At 58.6% G+C, this 17,872-nt stretch carries 18 protein-coding genes; 3 read left to right on the forward strand and 15 right to left on the reverse strand.

Features of this window, described 5'->3' with window-relative positions:
- Both VFQ24_06050 and VFQ24_06055 read right to left on the reverse strand, forming a co-directional pair.
- Nucleotides 1-1,851 (reverse strand): efflux RND transporter permease subunit (locus tag VFQ24_06050; GenBank protein ID HET9177903.1); only part of this gene is annotated, 1,851 nt, incomplete at its 3' end.
- Entirely contained in the window at nt 1,848-3,002 is a 1,155-nt protein-coding gene (locus VFQ24_06055; protein HET9177904.1) for an efflux RND transporter periplasmic adaptor subunit, read from the reverse strand. The genes VFQ24_06055 and VFQ24_06050, both read right to left, overlap by 4 nt.
- Nucleotides 3,003-3,404: 402 nt before the next feature.
- On the opposite strand from VFQ24_06055, the gene VFQ24_06060 reads away from it, so the two are divergent.
- Both VFQ24_06060 and VFQ24_06065 read left to right on the forward strand, forming a co-directional pair.
- The gene (locus VFQ24_06060) at nt 3,405-4,436 is read left to right on the forward strand and encodes an SIS domain-containing protein (GenBank protein ID HET9177905.1); all 1,032 of its coding nucleotides are present in this window, start codon (nt 3,405-3,407) and stop codon (nt 4,434-4,436) included.
- Nucleotides 4,437-4,561: 125 nt separating this feature from the next.
- Nucleotides 4,562-4,900, forward strand: coding sequence for a helix-turn-helix transcriptional regulator (locus VFQ24_06065; protein ID HET9177906.1), 339 nt, complete (start codon nt 4,562-4,564; stop codon nt 4,898-4,900).
- Between the two features lie 68 nt (nt 4,901-4,968).
- On the opposite strand, the gene VFQ24_06070 is transcribed toward VFQ24_06065, so the two are convergent.
- Nucleotides 4,969-5,175 (reverse strand): hypothetical protein, encoded by a 207-nt coding sequence (locus VFQ24_06070; protein ID HET9177907.1) that lies wholly within the window; start codon nt 5,173-5,175, stop codon nt 4,969-4,971.
- 340 nt (nt 5,176-5,515) lie between these two features.
- On the opposite strand from VFQ24_06070, the gene VFQ24_06075 reads away from it, so the two are divergent.
- Nucleotides 5,516-6,886 carry a Gfo/Idh/MocA family oxidoreductase gene (locus tag VFQ24_06075; GenBank protein HET9177908.1) on the forward strand — a complete coding sequence of 457 codons (1,371 nt, stop codon included), beginning with the start codon at nt 5,516-5,518 and terminating at the stop codon, nt 6,884-6,886.
- A 152-nt stretch (nt 6,887-7,038) separates the two neighbouring features.
- On the opposite strand, the gene VFQ24_06080 is transcribed toward VFQ24_06075, so the two are convergent.
- From VFQ24_06080 to VFQ24_06135, 12 genes are all read right to left on the reverse strand, one after another.
- Nucleotides 7,039-7,344, reverse strand: a complete 306-nt coding sequence (locus VFQ24_06080) for a HigA family addiction module antitoxin (protein HET9177909.1) — start codon at nt 7,342-7,344, stop codon at nt 7,039-7,041.
- Nucleotides 7,345-7,358: 14 nt separating this feature from the next.
- The gene (locus VFQ24_06085) at nt 7,359-7,637 is read right to left on the reverse strand and encodes a type II toxin-antitoxin system RelE/ParE family toxin (GenBank protein HET9177910.1); all 279 of its coding nucleotides are present in this window, start codon (nt 7,635-7,637) and stop codon (nt 7,359-7,361) included.
- Nucleotides 7,638-7,961: 324 nt separating this feature from the next.
- Complete coding sequence (locus VFQ24_06090) at nt 7,962-8,465, reverse strand: hypothetical protein (protein ID HET9177911.1); 504 nt, start codon at nt 8,463-8,465, stop codon at nt 7,962-7,964.
- A 134-nt stretch (nt 8,466-8,599) separates the two neighbouring features.
- On the reverse strand, nt 8,600-9,829 hold the full coding sequence (locus VFQ24_06095; GenBank protein HET9177912.1) for a choice-of-anchor tandem repeat NxxGxxAF-containing protein: 1,230 nt from the start codon (nt 9,827-9,829) through the stop codon (nt 8,600-8,602).
- Nucleotides 9,830-10,284: 455 nt separating this feature from the next.
- Nucleotides 10,285-11,082, reverse strand: a complete 798-nt coding sequence (locus VFQ24_06100) for a PilZ domain-containing protein (protein HET9177913.1) — start codon at nt 11,080-11,082, stop codon at nt 10,285-10,287.
- A gap of 229 nt (nt 11,083-11,311) precedes the next feature.
- The gene (locus VFQ24_06105; protein HET9177914.1) at nt 11,312-11,692 is read right to left on the reverse strand and encodes an STAS domain-containing protein; all 381 of its coding nucleotides are present in this window, start codon (nt 11,690-11,692) and stop codon (nt 11,312-11,314) included.
- A 516-nt stretch (nt 11,693-12,208) separates the two neighbouring features.
- The gene (gene pnp / locus VFQ24_06110; GenBank protein ID HET9177915.1) at nt 12,209-14,311 is read right to left on the reverse strand and encodes a polyribonucleotide nucleotidyltransferase; all 2,103 of its coding nucleotides are present in this window, start codon (nt 14,309-14,311) and stop codon (nt 12,209-12,211) included.
- A 293-nt stretch (nt 14,312-14,604) separates the two neighbouring features.
- Nucleotides 14,605-14,874 (reverse strand): 30S ribosomal protein S15, encoded by a 270-nt coding sequence (gene rpsO / locus VFQ24_06115; GenBank protein HET9177916.1) that lies wholly within the window; start codon nt 14,872-14,874, stop codon nt 14,605-14,607.
- Nucleotides 14,875-15,311: 437 nt separating this feature from the next.
- Complete coding sequence (locus VFQ24_06120; GenBank protein ID HET9177917.1) at nt 15,312-16,013, reverse strand: SDR family oxidoreductase; 702 nt, start codon at nt 16,011-16,013, stop codon at nt 15,312-15,314.
- 340 nt (nt 16,014-16,353) lie between these two features.
- Entirely contained in the window at nt 16,354-16,962 is a 609-nt protein-coding gene (gene folE / locus VFQ24_06125) for a GTP cyclohydrolase I FolE (protein ID HET9177918.1), read from the reverse strand.
- Nucleotides 16,959-17,411: a 6-carboxytetrahydropterin synthase gene (locus tag VFQ24_06130; GenBank protein HET9177919.1), complete on the reverse strand. Its 453-nt coding sequence runs from the start codon at nt 17,409-17,411 to the stop codon at nt 16,959-16,961. Before VFQ24_06130 ends, folE begins: the two co-directional genes overlap by 4 nt.
- Nucleotides 17,412-17,819 carry a 6-carboxytetrahydropterin synthase gene (locus VFQ24_06135; GenBank protein ID HET9177920.1) on the reverse strand — a complete coding sequence of 136 codons (408 nt, stop codon included), beginning with the start codon at nt 17,817-17,819 and terminating at the stop codon, nt 17,412-17,414.
- Nucleotides 17,820-17,872: the final 53 nt, after the last annotated feature.

Here is a 17,872-nt window from a genome sequence, read left to right on the forward strand (position 1 = left end):
GATGGCCGGCGGCACCTGCACGAATGCGTTGATGCCCGGCACGCGCGAGAGCTTGCGGCGCAGCTCGTTGGAAAGGTCCTGCGCCGACAGCCGGTGCCCGCGCGGCTTGAGCGTCAGCATGAGCCGGCCCGAGTTGGACCCGCCTCCCCCGCCCCCGCCTCCCACCGACGACATGACGGCCGCGATGTTGGTGTCGCGCCGCACGATGGCCTCCACCTGCCGCTGGTGGCGCACCATCTCGTCGAACGAGATGCCCTGCGCCGCCTGAGTCGAGGCGTTCAGCGAGCCGGTGTCCTGGTCGGGGATGAACCCCTTGGGCACCAGCCGGAAGAGCAGCACTGTGCCCACCAGGATCACCAGCGAGAAGAGCAGCACCAGCCCGCGGCGCTCCATGGACCAGTCGAGCGTGCGGCGGTACTGGTCGAGCAGCCAGTCGTAGCCGCGCTCGGTGACCTGGTAGAAGCGCCCGTGCCGCTCGTTCGCCTCGGGCCGCAGGAAGCGGCTGCTGAGCATGGGCGTCAGCGTGAGCGACACCGTCATGGAGATGATGGTGAAGCCCACCTCGCGCGCGCCGTCCACGGCGGCGCGCATGGGCGGCTTTCCCATCTCCAGGTGCCGCACCACGTTCTCGAGCATGACGATGGCGTCGTCCACCACGAAGCCCACGGCGAGCACAAGGGCCATGAGGGATAAGTTGTCCACCGTATAGCCCGCAAGGTACATCACGGCAAAGGTGCCGATAATCGACATGGGAAGCGCCAGGCTGGGGATGATGGTGGCGGACACGTTGCGCAGGAAAATAAATATCACCAGGATGACCAGGCAGAGCGTCAGGTAGAGCGTGAACTTGACGTCATTGATGGAGTCCCGGATGGTTTGAGACCGGTCGTATTGAATCTGGAAATTGATGGAGGCCGGGAATTCCGACCGGAAGCTGGGCAGCAGCTTCCTGATGTTATTCACAACTTCAACAGTATTCGTTCCCGGCTGGCGCTGGATGGCCAGTACCATTGCCGGATGCTGGCCAAACCACATCGCGATCTTGTCGCTTTGGCTTCCGTTGACCACGTTGGCCACTTCATCCAGGCGGACCGGAGCGCCGTTGCGATAGGCGATAATCACAGGCCGGTAGGCGGCCGCGTCGGTAAGCTGCCCTTCGGCCTGCACCACAAAAGACTTGTGGGCGCCGTAGAGAGTGCCCGTCGGCAGATTGACGTTGGCGTTCTGAATGGCCTGGGTGGCTTCATCGATTCCAATCTGCCGCGCGGCCAGCGCCTTGGGGTCAAACTGCACGCGCACCGCGTACTTCTGTTCACCAAAAACCTGGACCTGCGCCACCCCGCTGATCATCGAGATGCGCTGCGCCATCATTGTGTCCGCGTATTCGCTGGTGGTGTACAGCGGCAGCGTGTCAGACCAGACCGACATGTAAATGATCGGCTGGTCGGCTGGATTCACTTTGCGGAAGGTCGGCGGGGAGGGCATGTTCGGGGGAAGTTGCCCTTGGGCCTGGGTGATCATCGACTGCACGTCCTGGGCCGCCGCGTCAATATTCCGGCTCAGGTCAAACTGCAGGCTGATCTGTGTGCCTCCCTGGGTATTGGTGGACGACATCGAATCGAGGCCGGCAATGGTTGAGAATTGCCGCTCGAGAGGCGTCGCCACCGATGAGGCCATCGTTTCCGGGCTGGCCCCGGGCAGACTGGCGCTCACCGTGATGGTGGGATAATCGACGCTGGGCAGATCGCTGACCGGCAGGAAGCGATAGGCCATGATGCCGAACAGCAGAATGCCGAGCATGATCAGCGTCGTCATGACCGGACGGCGGATGAAAAGTTCAGAGAGATTCATGAGCTACTTTCCTGCTGGGTGGCGGGTTCGCTCTTGAACGAAACCTTGGCGCCCGGATAAAGCCGAAGCTGCCCGTTGGTTACCACCGTTTCTCCGGGTTGGACACCCTTTTCCACAATCGTGACGCCCTCGAGAGTGTTCCCGACCGTCACGGGACGAAAATCAGCCGTGTGGTCCGGTTTGACGACATAAACGTACTGCCCCTGCTCTCCGTTCTGCACCGCCTGCGAAGGCACCACCGTCGCGTTTCGCTGCACAGTGAGATCGACCACAACATTGACAAACTGCCCGGGCCACAATTTCCGGTCGCTGTTCTGAAACGTTCCCTTCAATTCAATGGTTCCGGTGTTGGCGTCCACTGTGTTGTTGATAAACGTCAAATTCCCCTTCGAGCCGTTGGCCTTGTCTCCTGACGGATAGGCCAGCACTCGCAGCTTTCCCTGCTGCTGGTGCTGCTTCACTTGCGGGAGGTCCTGCTCCGGAACGGAGAAATCCACGTAAATGGGGCTCACCTGATTGATCACCACCAGGCTGGTATCGTTGGTTTTCACCAGATTGCCGGGATGGACCAGAAGGCTTCCCGTCCGCCCGTCGATGGGGGACGAAATGGAGCAATAGCCCAACATGATATTGGCATTTTCCACGGCGGCCTGGTCGGCGCGGACGGCAGCATCCAGCGCCTGCGCGTTGGAAGAAAACTGCTCAAACTGGATTTGGGAAACAATGCCTTCCTTTTCCAACTCCGTGTAGCGTTTGGCCTCGGCCTTCGCGTACTCGGCCTGCGCCTGGTCCCGCGCCAGGTTCGCTTCGGCCTGGTGGAGCGCCGCCTGGAACGGCCGGGGGTCAATGGTGAACAGCAAATCTCCTTTTCGGACGTCCTGCCCTTCGGTGAAATAAGCTTTCTGGATTTCGCCGTCCACCAGCGATTTCACGGTTACAGTGGAATACGCCTGCACGTTGCCAATGGCGGTCACCTGCACCGGCATGTCCCGCTGGCTCGCCTTGGCTACAACCACGGGCACGGCGGCCGTTGCCATCGATGAAGACGACGCGGCGTTTGCAGGGTTCTTCTCAGAACAGCCAGAGAACACGAGGGCAACCACGGACAATGTCACGAGGAGCCCTATGAGTTTTTTTGTGGAAAGACGCACTTCTACCAAGCCTCGCTCCATTCACGTTTTGACGTATCGAGACGCCGAAATGTTACAAACAAACAGTTACGAAACCACGCCGGCCACCGCCCCCGAGTAGCTGCTGAAACGTCTCTCACAACATTCGAACACGCACAGAGGCGCAAGTGGACCCACCGCGTGGCCCGTTCGGGCATCACAAGGGAATAGGTAGACTCAGGAACGAGTCAAACGAAGACCTCGCAAACCCTCCTCCAACAACTGATCGCCTGTTTGCGCTCGATCTCATTATAATTGAAAACCGGACCGGCTGATACTCCACGGGTGGCGACTTGTTTTCTTGCGGGTTGTGGCACGGCCATCCTGGTCCCGCCCAGGCGGGAGCGACAACGCCCGGCCACCTAATCCAGAATTGAGGCCGCCGTGAACCTTAGGAATGATCTTTCGCAAATCCCCAACGCTTTGCGGCAGATGCGCGAGGAAGGGCTGCCGCTTTACGATGCCCTCGTCCGCCGTGGCGGCTGGGGCGAAAGGCCGGTCTTCATGCTGGGTGACGGACCCTCCTATCCAGCGGCATTAGCCGGCGCCTGGGCTTTTCGGTCGCTGCTCGGAATGCCGGTGGTCGTCGAGCGGCCGGGGGATTTCAACGCTTACACCTTCCGAGCGCTCGCCCCGCGCTCGCTGGTGATCGTGGTTGCCGGCCCGCAGGAAGGCGAAGAGACCCTGGCGGCAGCCAGAAAGGCCCGCAGCCATGGCGCGGTCGTCTGGGCCGTCGCCCCGGACTCTGCAAGCGAACTGGCGGCGCTGGCTGATGCCGTCGTGAATGACTATTCCGTCAGCCCCGTCGCCGATGCGAGCAGCTCCATGTTCTGTCGTCACGCAGCCATGCTTTTTCTGGCCGTAGCGGCGGCACGGGTGTTGAAAGCGCCGGCAAAATCACCGAACGCGCAGGAAGAGGAACTGGCAAAACTTGCGGGCCACGTTGATTGGGTGCTGGGTCAGGTTTCTGACGCAGCCGCCGCGCTGGCAAAGCAGTTGAGCTCGCTGTCGGGGCTTTACTTAATCGGAGGCGGAGCGTTTTATTCCGTGGCGCTTCAGGCGGCCAACCGGCTGCGGCGGTTGGGAAACCTCTCCGCCCAGGGCATTGATCTGCTGGATTTTGAGCAGTCCCTTAGGGCAATTCCGCAGCCCGGCTCGGGAATCGTGTACCTTTCGTCGTCACGCTGCGGACTGAAGCAGCAGGCGCACCGGTTGGTTCGCGAGGCAAGGCAGGATGGGAGCCGGAAGATCTTTGCGATTACCGATGGCAACGACCATCAATTGTCGGAGCGGGCGGACATGGCAATTTTGCTTCCCATCCTCACGGAAGCCGGCGCGGCACTGCTCTCACTGGTTTTTCTTGAGCTTGCAGCCTCTTACGCGGGACCGCCTGCCCGGCGTCCGGCGGGGACCTGATGTAAACGCAGAATCGGGCCCCGGTAACCGTCTATTACATACTGTTAAATCGTATTACATATCTCTAAACATAGAATTTTATAACAATCATTGACAAGAAACGGCAGTTCTGATTTTATAAATATATGGAGATAGGAAAACGCATACGAAGCCTCCGTGAAGCAAAAGGCCTCTCGCAGGGCGATATTGAAAAGCGGTCAGGGCTGCTCCGATCATATATTTCACGGGTCGAGGGAGGGTACACGGCGCCCTCTCTGGCAACTCTGGACAAATTCGCGAAGGCGCTCGAGGTTGAACCGTATCAGTTGCTGTTTCGAGGACCTGGACATCCTACAGCGCCGCGTGTTCCGCCGCAGGCAAGCCAATCCAAATCGGTCCGCAAGCTGATCAAGTACTTCGAAGACATGAACACCCCCAATCGCAAGCTGATCCTCACACTTGCCAGCAAGCTGAACAAGGAATAACCACCCGAAGGGCCTGCAAGGAAAGCGCGGCCGGCAATAACAGGAGCTTGAAGTGTACTGGAGCGCACCTAGAGGGACATGCCGGAGCCAGCCGCGCCTTCGCCCCCTGAGAACCGTCTCGCCAGAAGCTGGTCCAGGCGCTGATTGATGCCCACCGCCTGTCTTCGGATCCTGCCCAGCAGATACAAACCGTAGAACAAGCACAAGATAACGACGACAACAAAAGCCAGGGAAATAACGGCCGCGATCATTAGCATGGTTTGCGGATCATACATGGTGCGTCTCCGTTTTCATTCGCGGTCTTGTAGCGCCGACCTTCAGGAGGGCAGGCGCCGGGCTAAAGCTCGGCGCTACTGCTACCTGATTCTCGCAGAAAAACCACGTTATAACGAGCCCCACTTGAAATCAAGCTATCGCCCTCCCGCGCGCCCGGCCCTGTGGGCAAAGAGGGTCTCGAAGAACTTTCCTTTCACTCTTTGCCGCAATGTGATAAGAATTGCTGCGCAATGTAGCGGCGGCTTCATGCCGCCACGGGTGATGGCCAGCGCCAGGCAGTCACATGACGAAAAAAATCCTATGGCTCCGCCCAGAAAAAACATGGAGGACTAATACATCATGGCCGAACAAGTTGACCGACGTGAATTTATAAAAAAGGCTGCCATCGCGACGACCGGAGCCGGACTCAGCTTCCCTGCCCTCGGCAAAGCGGCGCAGACGGCTCCCAGTGACAAAGTGATTGTGGGAGTCATCGGCACGGGCCGCCAGGGGCGCGGCGATCTCAGGGCATTTCGAGAGCAGCCGGACGTTGAAATCGCCGCAGTCTGCGATGTTTTCAAGGATAATCTCGACCAGGGGTTGAAGGACTCCGGAGGCAAGGCCCAAACCTACACCGATTTCCGCCAGGTTCTCGACCGCAAAGACATCGACGCCGTGGTCGTCGGCGCGCCCGACCACTGGCACCCGCTGTTGATGATCGAAGCCTGCAAGGCCGGCAAAGATGTCTACGTGGAAAAGCCCATCTGCCACACCATCGACGAGGGCATTCTGATGGTGGAAGCGGCGCGAAAATACAACCGCGTGGTGCAGGTGGGGACCCAGCAGCGTTCCGGCATCCACTTCCAGAAAGCCGTCAAGCTGGTGCAGGACGGATTCATCGGCAAGGTCAGTTTTGTCCGCACCTGGAACTACGGCAACTCCTGCCCGGAAGGCATCGGCGATCCTGCCGATTCGAACCCGCCAACCAGCCTCGATTGGGACGCCTGGCTCGGCCCGGCACCCAAAGTTGCGTTCAACTGGAACCGCTTCGGCCCTGATCCCGCGATTCCGCCGCGATGGTCAACCTTCCGCTATTTCTGGGACTACGCAGGCGGTTTCATGACCGATTGGGGCGTCCACCTCATCGACATCGTGCAATGGGCCATGCAGGTTGAAGCGCCTTCAGTGATCGCCAGCCTGGGCGGGAAATACTACATCAAGGACAATGCCGAAACGCCCGACACGCTTCAGGTGACCTATGAATACCGCAATCCTGATTTTGTCTGCGTCTATGAAAATCGCTGGGACAACGCCAATTCCATGTACGGCAAGAGCTATGGAATTGAGTTCCACGGCACCGACGGCACCCTGTTCGTTGATCGCGGCGGATTCGAGGTGTTTCCTGAAAACCGCGCCGAACCTTCACGGCGTGCAGGAGGAACACCGCTTGAGTTGCCGAGGACCGCTTCCATGCAGATGAAGTCCGCCAACAATGCTCATTCCGATCACGTGCGGAACTTCCTCGACTGCATGAAGTCGCGCCAGCGGCCGATTTCTGACATTGAAATCGGGCACCGCTCCACCAGCGCCTGCCTGCTGGGCAACGTCGCACTGCGCAGTAAGGAGCGGATCGAGTGGGACGTGAAAAACCAGAAGCTCCTGGCCGGCGGCAGCAAGGCCCAGCAATACGTCACCCGCGATTACCGCGCGCCCTGGAAGCTGGCGGTGTAAGGGCTGATAATCCCTCATTGTCGTGACAGGGTGCAAACCATAGCAAGTGCAGGTTGGGTTTCCTTGAAATCGGGAAGTTGCCGGCGGCCACGCCAGCCGTGAATCAATACCGGGCAATCCGGTATGGAGCGAAAGGCCAGCCTTAATGTCTATTAGGCCACAGCGGCCTTGATCGGCTTTACTTCCCGCTCGACTTTGGCCTTTTCCTTGTCACGGGTGATCTCCAGATCGTGGCGGGTCTGAAGGTTGAGCCAAAATTCCGGGGAAGTGCGGAAAAATCTGCCCAGACGCAACGCCGTATCGGTGGTGATGGCCCGGCGCTCATGCACAATTTCAGCTATTCGCGTCACCGGCACGTGCAGGTCAAGCGCCAGCCTGTTCATGCTCAGGCCGAGCGGTCCCATGAACTCTTCACGAAGAACCTCTCCAGGATGGATCGGCTTCAATTTTGCAGCCATGATTTTGGTCCTCACTAGTGATAGTCCTTTATTTCGACGCCGTAGGCGTCGCCATCTCGCCAGACGAAACAGACGCGCCACTGATCATTAATTCGGATGCTATGTTGCCCCTCGCGGTCCCCACGCAGCGGCTCAAGCCGATTGCCCGGTGGCGCTGCAAGGTCCAGCAATTCCTTAGCTGCATCCAACATCACGAGCTTTCTCAACGCTGCCCGCTCAATGGACTGAAACTCCCGCACTCTCTCGCGGTTAAAAAGGCGCTCCGTCTGCTTCGAGCGGAACGATTTAATCACAATGCCAGAGTATAACGTCGCGCGTCACACGTCAAGCATTAAACGTCATCGCGCGCCCTGGAAGCTGGCGGTGTGACCGTACCGCCCCTTCGCCGTCTCTTTCCACCCAGGAATCGGGGTGTAAATTACGAATTACAGTACCCGTCGCGCGTCCGGCTTGTGCCTGGTAATCCGTAATTCATAATTCGGAATTTGCTTTCATCGCGTGTGGCGTTGAGGCTGAACCGCAGAGCGACATCAATTGACCTGGCCTATCACGGCTTGGCCAAAAAACGCCTACCGCAGGTCCAGCCGGAGCTTTTATCAATATAACAATTGTGCGCATCAGCGCGGCTCGAATTGATAAACCACTCCGGGATCTGAGAATTTGGGACTCGACCGGCGCAACCCGGCAAGGTCCTCTAACGCACTGTCAGGAGCCGCCCTCTCAATGTGATTGCTCCACATTCCAAACATCAGCGGCTTGATCTGGCGCACAGATAGATAACATGTTGTTCCAGGCTGAATAATGACAGTAACCGTACTCCCGAGTTTGCCATGTTCGCCTGGCGCGTGGTCGCCGGAATACGTTCCACCCTTCGAGGGATTTGCGTCAAAAACATATTCGCCGGATTTTATCGGCATCTGGAAATACGTTTTGTCGGGAATTTTCACTAGGTTTTTTCCATCGATTGCGACGACAGGATTGAGATTTGCGGGTTCCCAATGGTGCTTGTAATCGTGCCGATAGATTACGAGCAGCGCGGATTGCCCACCGGGCGACTGGCCGAAACCGGCCAGCGGGGCCATGAGAAGAATTATGATTGTTGTTAACAGTGACGTTTTCATCGTTTTACTCCATGCAATTACAGAATACCCGAACATCTGGCTTTGTCGATCTCCACGCTTCACCCTTCAGGACTATGTTCCGGCTTTTTCTCGAATCCAATGAGAACGCGGAGACAAGCAACATCAAGCAGGCTTCAGGGCGTATCACACAGGAAGATGGCGTTCGAGCCGCGCTGCGTTCCGACCGGAGCGATCAGCGCCACCGCTCCCTGCCCGTCGCCTGCAAAAGAACTGATCGGGTCTCCGGCCAGATTGCCGAGGAGCAGGCCGAAATCCGCCTGAGTGGTGAGGCGGACCACCTGTCCGTCACGGATGGAAAAGATGCCGAACCCGTCCGCCTGGCCCGAGGGAACTCCCGCAAAGATAATACTCCCCGCCTCCCGGCCCGCCGCCTGGCCCTGGATGACCTCAAAGGAAGAGCCGCTTGCCACGCCCCCGCCGGGAGCGATCTGCGCTTTGACTGGCTGAGAAGGATCGCCGGCCAGCTCCGCAGTTTGCGCCTCATTGCCTTGCAGCAGGATCAGCAGCAACCGCACAGGCTTCTGGTTCGGCCGCGCTGGAAGCACCTGGGCGGTGGCAGAGGGCTGGGGCGGTGGGTTGAGCTGCTCAAAATTCCGGACGGCAACAGCGCGGAAGAATTGTTCCCGCGCCGCCGCCATGTCCGTGCCGTGCCGCACAAATACGGCTTCGTCGCGGCTGGCAAACAGCAGTTCCAGAATGTCGCGGGGCCCCAACTGGAAATCTTTGGGCAGCGCCACCTGGCGAATTCCTCCCGCCGCCCAGAGGTAAAGTCCCGAATGCGGGCTCGCGCCCCCGGTGCGGGCCGCAAACAGGACCGCTCCACTCGACCCGATCACCGGGGCTGAAAACGCCTGGAAACCGGCGCCGGAATTCTGTTCTCCGCTGGCGTTGTCAGCCACCAGCTCCGCCTTCGTGCCGTCCACCCGAACGATGGCCTCCGTCGGCGCATCACCGCCGCCGCCCTTCAGGGTCGCCCTGAAGGCCACAATTCCAGCGTCATTGATGCACGGTGCGCTGAAGGATTCATACTGTTCGTGCGAGGCGGGCGAAACCAGTCCCTCGAAGGCTATCACTGAAAACGATACTCCCTGTGACCTTACCAGTGCCCGCATCGTGCTGCGTGGGCTTTCGAGCGTGGTGCGGAACGCGATCTGATCGTTCCCATTCATGGCCAGGTCGTAAAACGGGCCGAAGGTGAAACCGGCATGGCCGGGAACTTCCGAGCCGCTCACCAGCAGCAGCCGCGCGCTCACCTGGGCGTGGGCAGGGAGCGCCGCGAGCCATGCCATCAGCACAACGCACAGCCCAGCCGTGACCATAAGTCTCAGGCGCGTTTTCCCCATCTGCTGTTTCCTCCCAGGTCCCATTCCCCGATATCTCACCCGCGGCCTCTGCGGCCTGCCGGGCCGCTGCCCGCACCAGCATTATAGGCCACCCGTCCAGAAAAACTTCCCGGAATGCGCTAACGGTTAAAAAATCAGGATGTTGAGGATGATGGCCGGCGCATACGGTCATTCCGGTCCCGCAGAGCGGGAGAGGAATCTGCTGTTGCTCCGGCCCAGAAGCAGATTCCCCGGCCCGGAAGAGCACCGCCTTCTCGGAATGACCGGCGCCCCGTGTTGTTAAAAAGCTATGCGGGACGCCACATTACTGAGGATTACAAAATATGGTGACAAGATCGTTTGTAGCGCCGCCGTCCCGGCGGCAATTTTCAGCGCCGGTCCCGCTTGGCGGGACCGGCGCTATGGAAGGCCGTCCCTCGATTATGCAATCCTCATTAGGTAGCGCAATCCGCAGCCTATTTCAGGTAACAGGCGCCATAATAGCGTCCTGATTTGGCCATCCGCGTCCAGACGACCTTTGCCGGGGTCTCCACTGGCGCCTGATTGTCGGCGAAGGGGAGGGTGATGAAGAGTTCGTCGCCTACGTTATAGACCCTTGTGCTCACAAAACAGAGCCCGCCTTTTGAGACGTTGCAGGTTTGAGCAATGTCCGTTACACCCCAACTGTTGCGGACCATCAGCCGCATGACGAGCTGCAGGCGCCTGGACCTGCGACGCTCCTTCGCCGGAGCAGCCTGGTTGCCCTGCTGAATCATTTCAGAGGTGACAGGCTGGTCACTCGGTTTCCAGCGCGTCGTTTCTCTGCAGCGGTCGCAGTGGCGGGAAATCAGCCCGGTGGCCAGCAGAACATCGTATTCGATGGAGGAAAGTGGACTCTGAGCTGCATTCCTGCAGGCCGCGCACTCAATCAGTACCTTGGGCTGCACGCCATCCGCCGGCGGCGAATAATCGATGCCCCAGATTCCGCTCCCGGGGTTCAGCGCCTCCACGCCCCACTCGCGGCGGTCGCCAAAAACCTGCTGGAACGCGCCCACCACGCGGAACTCCTCCTCGATGTTGTTCGCCAGGTTTTTGATGAGGATGATGTCGTCCGGTAGAAGTGGATGAGTGAGGCTGATGCGGGCGCCGCCCGGGCTGAAGCTTACGGTGATGGTCTCTTCACTGAACGATACGCCGGAAACATCATTCCCGATCACTCGAATGCGAACGGGCGCCAGCACGCGATCGATCCGTCGTTTGTGCTCATCCGGCATCGGTCAGTCGAGACAACCTCCGCTCCCCTCGCTCAACACTCCCCTACAGCGAGACCTTCTGGCCTGATGAGTTAGAAATCGGCTGGTTCGGGAAAAAGGATTAGCTCCCGCTGCAGTGTCATCCTGAGCGCAAGCGAAGGATCTGCTTTATTCGTTTCGCAGGAGGGTACAGCAGATGCTTCTCCCGCTTCGCGGGATCAGCATGACGGGTGCCTTTTTCTACAGGGTGTCAGGAAGATTTCGCAGAAGCCGCTGGTAGGGCAGGCGCCGCCTCGCTGAGATGGGCCATGCCCCCGGCTTCGTCTTCGGCAATCACGAAATAATCGGAAAGCTTCACTTCATCCAGCACGCGCCTGACACGTTCATCCACCGACGCCAACACCAGTCCAGCGCCCGCCTTCTGGGCTGCGGCGCGGCAGCCGGCAAGAAATCCCAGGCCCGTCGAATCAATGTAAGGCACGCCGGAAAAATCAAACAGGAACTTCCGTTTGCCCGATTGGATCAATTCTGTCAGTTTTTCGCGGCACTGCGGCCCGTCCCCGTCTGCCAGGAACTTCCCCTGCAGCCGCAGAATCGTCACGTCGTCGCGCGAATCGATGTTTATTTCCATGGCTTCTTCTGCTTTCTCAACCCCTATGCTAGGGAACCTCGAAAGGGGTGTCAACCATCATTCTGAACGCCCACGGCGATCGCCTTGACTCGCAGGCATTCAGCATTTCCGCGACCTCTGTGTCTTCAAAGATTTACCACAGACAGCACAGAGGCCCTGTGCTTTCCGTGTTTCGCTTTTCTCCCTGCACAGAGGACACGGAGGAAAGCCTATTAATGAATACGCCCACGGCGCTCCAAAGGTTCCAAAAGCCGTCGATTTACTGAAAGCAGCGACCGCAAGCTTGCACGTAGAGTGCCAGCCAGCCGGCCGGCGCAGCAAAAAAAATGCCGGCGCGAAGCATTTATCTCCGCGCCGGCAGCCGTTGTTGAATCAAATTACAGGAGCCGCCCGATAGCTCGTCACCTGAGCACCGCGAAGGGTCCCTGCATTTCTTTTCGCGAAATGCGGCGATGCTTCGCTTCGCCCATCATGACGGCGGGCGTGTTATGGGTTTCACCCTTTTGCTTAACGCCGCTAGTTTTCCTTGCCCGCCTTCTGCCGCTGCTCGCGCAGAACAGCCTTGCGTGACAGACGGATTTTGTTGCCGTCAATCGAAATCACTTTCACCAGCAACTGGTCGCCTTCCTTCAGCTCGTCGCGAATATCACGGATGCGATGTTCGGCAACTTCGCTGATGTGCAGCAGGCCGTCGGTGCCGGGGAAAATTTCTACGAAGGCGCCGAAGTCCGCCAGGCGGACCACCTTGCCCAGATAAGTCTTGCCGAGCTCGGCCTCGGTCATCATGTCCTTGATGATTTTGAGGGCCTTGTTCGCCGAAGTCTCGTCCACGGCCGCCACGTTCACGCGCCCGTCGTTCTCGACGTCGATTTTGGCGCCCGTTTGCTCCACGATTCCGCGGATCACCTTGCCACCGGGACCGATCAGTTCGCCGATCCTGGCAGGGTTGATGTGGATGGTGTGAATGTGCGGCGCGTAGGCCGAAATCTGGGCGCGGGGCTCAGGAATCGCGGCCAGCATCTTCTCCAGGATGTGCAGCCGGGCGGCCCTGGCCTGCGCCAGGGCTTCCGCCATGATCTCGGGCGTGATGCCGGTCACCTTGATGTCCATCTGCAGCGCCGTGATGCCGTCCCTGGTCCCTGCCACTTTGAAGTCCATGTCGCCGTAGTGGTCCTCGGCGCCGGCGATGTCGGTGAGGATGGCGTACTTGTCGCCTTCTTTCACCAGTCCCATGGCGATGCCGGCAACGGGCGATTTGATGGGAACTCCGGCGTCCATGAGGGCCAGACAACCTCCGCAGACGCTGGCCATGGATGACGATCCGTTGGACTCGAGAATGTCAGAAACCACGCGCACCGTGTAGGGGAATGTCGCTTCGTCCGGAAGCACGGAAATCAGGGAGCGTTCGGCGAGCGCGCCGTGCCCCACTTCGCGACGTCCGGGCCCGCGCAGAAATCCCACTTCGCCGACGCTGAAGGGCGGGAAATTGTAGTGCAGCATGAAGCGTTTGAACGACTCGCCTTCCAGCACGTCCAGGCGCTGCTGGTCTTCAGCGGTGCCGAGCGTCGCCGTCACCAGCGCCTGCGTCTCGCCGCGCGTAAACAGCGCGGAGCCGTGCGTGCGCGGCAGCAGTCCCACTTCGCAGGTGATCGGCCGGACCTGGTCAAAAGCCCGCCGGTCAGGCCGCTGGCGTTTCAGCAGAGTGTCCTCGCGGAAGACGCGCTCTTCGAGGCGCTCGAAGGCTTCGCCCACCTTCCGGCGCTTTTCCTCGTCGGTTTCCGGATAACTCGCCTCGAGCGATTTCTTCAACTCGGAAATTTTGTCCTGGCTTTCCAGCTTGGGATATTTCGAGGTGTCCATGGCCTCGCGGAGGTTCGCCTCCACCTTCTGGCGGACTTCAGCCTCGATGGCTTTGTCGAATTCAGGGGCGGCAAAGTCCCGCTTCTTAATTCCCAGCTTCTGGAACAGCTCCTTTTCGGCCGCCACGATCTTTTTGATTTCACCGTGCGCATACTGGATGGCGTCGTTGATGGTTTCCTCGGAAACTTCCGTCGCTCCGGCTTCCACCATCACGATGGCGTCTTCGCTGCCCGCCACCACCATGTTCAAAAGGCTTGACTTCACTTCTGCATAAGTCGGATAGGTAACCAGGTGTCCTTCCACCAGGCCCACGCGCACCGCCGCCACCGGCGTTGGGAACGGAATGTCTGAAAGGAAAAGCGCAGCCGCGCCTGCCACCAGGCCGATGACGTCCGGATTGTTTTCAGTGTCCGCCGAAAGCACCATGGCGATCACCTGGGTCTCGTCTTTGAACCCGTCGGGAAACATGGGCCGCACCGGGCGGTCAATCAGCCGGCTGCTCAGAATTTCCTTCTCCGTTGGGCGTCCTTCACGCTTGAAAAAGCCGCCGGGAATCTTCCCGGCCGCATAGGTATACTCGCGATAGTCCACGGTGAGCGGGAAGAAATCGATTCCTTCACGCGGTTTGGTTGAACATGCCGTCGCCAGCACGACTGTGTCGCCGTAACGCACAAAGGCCGAGCCGTCCGCCTGCTTGGCCAGTTTGCCGACCTCAATTGATAGGGTGCTTCCTCCCAGTGGAATACTGACTTGCTCCATTAATTTATCCTCCGAATTTCGCTGGCTCGCCTGCCCCGTCCACTTTGTGCCATGAGAACGCTCCGGATTCGCTTCCGGCGCCAGCCTTTGGCGGCAGGGACTTCAGATAGCCTTGTTAAGTTTGGTTGTGGGAACCACGGACCGAGGCAGGTCTTTGATCAAAAAATTCAAACCCCATCGACGCCCGCAAATGCCCCATTAAGCAAAAAGCGACCCGAGGCACTCCTGCCGGGGGTCGCTCAATCCAGTAGGGGCAGTTTGACGCGGTGTCTTCTCGCTTTGCTTCACAGCCGCTATTTGCGGATTCCCAACCGATCGATCACCTGTTTGTAACGGTCGGCACTGTGCCGCCTCAGATATTCAAGCAGCCGTTTGCGCTTGCTGACCATGGTCAGCAGGCCGCGTCTTGAAGCGTGATCTTTACGGTGCACACGAAAGTGCTCTGTCAGGTAAGAGATGCGCTCGGTCAAGAGAGCGACCTGCACCTCAGGCGAACCCGAATCCGAAGCATGAACCTTAAAGCTTGAGATAATTTTTGACTTTGAATCCGGACTTAACGCCATCCGCTAATTCTCCTCGTCTCCGACTATTTCCCACATTTTCATCGATTAGCATAGCATTGTTTCCGTCCCTTTGGCAAAAGTTTAGGTATTGGCGGGCTTTCCTTTTTGACATGGATATTATTGCTGTCTCTTTCCCAGCAACTCACGCGCGGACTTGTTGAGGTCACCAAACGGACGCGCGCAACCAGCTAGCGTAATCATAGCGAACTCGACAACCAGCGCTATCGCGGCAGAGAGACCCTTCGCAAAGCTATTCGCGCTCATCACCCACCTCCATCAACATGGTAATTTTGGCACTCAGACGCGTGTTTCTCAAGTGTACAGTTCCGGAAATTTCAAATATAGGATGCTACTAAAGTTTGGCACTAGAATCCGGCCTTGTAGAGACACAGACAGGTTGCGGGCAGGACGGCTGGCCGGCAAGCTTCCGAAAAGCGCTAAACCGCGCCCGCCGCCGGCATCAGCACCACCTCGTGGACGGCCGTCCGCGCTGGTTGCTGAAGAGCGGAAATCACCGCTGCGGCGACGTCTTCCGGCTGCATAACGTTGTCGCGCGAAATCTCAAATCCAAATTCCTTCAGCATCTCGGTGTCGGTCAATCCCGGCAGAATGGCCGTCACCCGGATGCCCTTCGGCTGCAACTCTTTCCTCAGCACCCGCGTCAGCCCCAGCCCTCCGAACTTTGCCGCCGTGTACGCTGAGCAGTTCTCAAAGGCGTTCCGGCTGGAAGTGGAGAGAATATTCACCAGGTGCGCGTGACGGCTGCCCTCCCAAAGCGGAAGCGCCGCCTTCGACGTCAGAAAAATTGAGCTGAGGTTTGTTTCGATGTTGCGCCGCCAGTCTTCAAGCGTGGTTTCGGTAAACGGCTTGTAAGTGAAAATGCCCGCGCAGTTCACCAGGATGTCCAGCCGGCCATGGCGCTTTTTCACCTGCGCGAACAGGCGAGTGACATCGGCAGGCTTGCCGACGTCTGCTACAACAACACTCGCGCCCGCCCGCAGAGTCTTCCTGGCCGACTCCAGCGCCTTCCGGTTGCGCGACACCAGCACCACTTCGGCGCCCGCCCGCGCCAGCCCCCGCGCAATCGCCAGGCCGATGCCGCGGCTGGCGCCGGTCACAACAGCAACTCTATTTTTCAATGTGGCCATTGATTAGCGCTGTATAGAGTTTCTTCGCAATTCGTAATTCCCGTTCCCTAATCCTTTGGTGACCGGTGCTAAAGGTACCGCCTTAGGTGAAAGTTCATCGACTAATCACTATTCACTAATCACTAGAAGTCATTTCAAAACCCCCTGAAGTCCATTGAACTGAGGTTAGTTGGCATGACCATTCCCAATTTGGAGGAGCCACGAGGCATGCCTGTACTGAAAATAAAAGACTTAATCCGAACGTCTACTCCCTCGTTTGGAATTGCTCGCGTCTGGTCAAGCATTTCAATAGGTTCCATGGGGTTTTGAAATGACTTCTAGTCACTATTCTTTAACTCCTCTCCCTCACCAACCGCAGGAATTCCGCGCGCGTCTGATCACAATCGCGGAAGACGCCCAGCATCGACGACGTCACCGCCACGGAATTCTGTTTTTCCACGCCGCGCATAATCATGCACAGGTGTCGGGCTTCAATAATGACGCCCACTCCCTGCGGCTTGATCGCCTCCATGATGGTCTCGGCAATCTGCGTGGTCAGCCGTTCCTGGATCTGCAATCGTCGCGCAAAAACATCCACGAGCCGCGGAAGCTTGCTCAGCCCGATCACTTTCTCCGTGGGGACGTAGGCCACGTGGCAGCGCCCGAAAAACGGCAGCATGTGGTGCTCGCACATGCTGAAAATCTCGATGTCCTTCACAATCACCATCTGGTCATAGGCGACGGAAAAGATGGCGCTGTTCAGCACCTTCTTCACGTCCTGACGGTAACCCCTGGTGAGGAACCGCAGCGATTTGGCCACGCGCTGAGGCGTTTTCAACACTCCTTCGCGACCGGGATCTTCTCCCAGTTCGCGCAGCGTGGTGCGCACCGCTTCCTCCAGCGGATCGAGGTTCACCGCCTGTCCCGCTTCTACAACGGTTGGTGTCTCCTTGATATTCATTCCTTTACTCTCGTTGCCGCCGCGGTGGAATCCCTGCCCGAGTACTCGAAGGAATTAGAGTTCGTCTCTTCCAGGCGCACTTTCTCGAGATCTGCGCTTCCCTTCGTGCCCTCGAGTTTCCGGCGGAGCAGGTTATAAATCTCCACGCAGAGGTTCTCCGTGGTCGGCACCTTTCCTTGAAAATTGGGGACGTCCAGGTTCAGATAGGTGTGGCCAAACGGTTCCAGCACTTCCTGCTCGACCGCCTGGTCCAGCACCCCCAGGTCCATCACCATTCCCGTCGCCGCATCCACCGGTCCGCGCACCGTCACTTCCACAATGTAGTTATGCCCGTGCCCATAGGGGCTGTTGCACTTGCCGAACACGCGACTGTTCTCTTCCGCGCTCAGCCCCTCGTTGTGCAGGCGGTGCGACGCTGAAAAGCGGTATCGTTTGGTGAGTGAAACCATTCAGTCTCCGTAATAATCCACAAACAAGTCGTCTGTTTCGTACAAGCGAATTCGATGCAATCGGCCGCTCGGAAGTTTCGCCGCCAGCAGGTTCCAGATTTCCACCGCGATGTTTTCCGTGGTGGGGATCGTGGTGGCGAACACCGGCACTTCCTTGTTCAGAAACTTGTGGTCCATCCGCTGCATGACTTCCGATTCCAGCACGGCCTTGAGGTCCTTGAGATCGAGCACCATGCCGGTGGTTTCGTCCACCTCGCCCGCCACCGTCACCTCAACCGTGTAGTTATGCCCGTGGCCGTGCGGGTTGTTGCACTTGCCGAAGATTCGCCGGTTCTCTTCCGGGCTGAAATCCGGATTGTGGTAGTAATGCGAAGCCGAAAATTCGGCGCGCCGCGTCAGGTAGATCATTATGTTTTCCGTCCCCCTGTCAGGCTCCTGCTAGTTTTCAGACTGCTATCTTG

The sequence above is a fragment of the Terriglobia bacterium genome, from assembly GCA_035712365.1.
GTDB lineage: Bacteria > Acidobacteriota > Terriglobia > UBA7540 > UBA7540 > SCRD01.

Coding starts and splice junctions, on each gene's coding strand:
- VFQ24_06065 (HET9177906.1), top strand. CDS start 4,562: ATGGAGATAGGAAAACGCATACGAAGCCTCCGTGAAGCAAAAGGCCTC.
- VFQ24_06070 (HET9177907.1), bottom strand. CDS start 5,175: ATGTATGATCCGCAAACCATGCTAATGATCGCGGCCGTTATTTCCCTG.
- VFQ24_06075 (HET9177908.1), top strand. CDS start 5,516: ATGGCCGAACAAGTTGACCGACGTGAATTTATAAAAAAGGCTGCCATC.
- VFQ24_06080 (HET9177909.1), bottom strand. CDS start 7,344: ATGGCTGCAAAATTGAAGCCGATCCATCCTGGAGAGGTTCTTCGTGAA.
- VFQ24_06090 (HET9177911.1), bottom strand. CDS start 8,465: ATGAAAACGTCACTGTTAACAACAATCATAATTCTTCTCATGGCCCCG.
- VFQ24_06095 (HET9177912.1), bottom strand. CDS start 9,829: ATGGGGAAAACGCGCCTGAGACTTATGGTCACGGCTGGGCTGTGCGTT.
- VFQ24_06100 (HET9177913.1), bottom strand. CDS start 11,082: ATGCCGGATGAGCACAAACGACGGATCGATCGCGTGCTGGCGCCCGTT.
- VFQ24_06105 (HET9177914.1), bottom strand. CDS start 11,692: ATGGAAATAAACATCGATTCGCGCGACGACGTGACGATTCTGCGGCTG.
- pnp (HET9177915.1), bottom strand. CDS start 14,311: ATGGAGCAAGTCAGTATTCCACTGGGAGGAAGCACCCTATCAATTGAG.
- rpsO (HET9177916.1), bottom strand. CDS start 14,874: ATGGCGTTAAGTCCGGATTCAAAGTCAAAAATTATCTCAAGCTTTAAG.
- folE (HET9177918.1), bottom strand. CDS start 16,962: ATGAATATCAAGGAGACACCAACCGTTGTAGAAGCGGGACAGGCGGTG.
- VFQ24_06130 (HET9177919.1), bottom strand. CDS start 17,411: ATGGTTTCACTCACCAAACGATACCGCTTTTCAGCGTCGCACCGCCTG.
- VFQ24_06135 (HET9177920.1), bottom strand. CDS start 17,819: ATGATCTACCTGACGCGGCGCGCCGAATTTTCGGCTTCGCATTACTAC.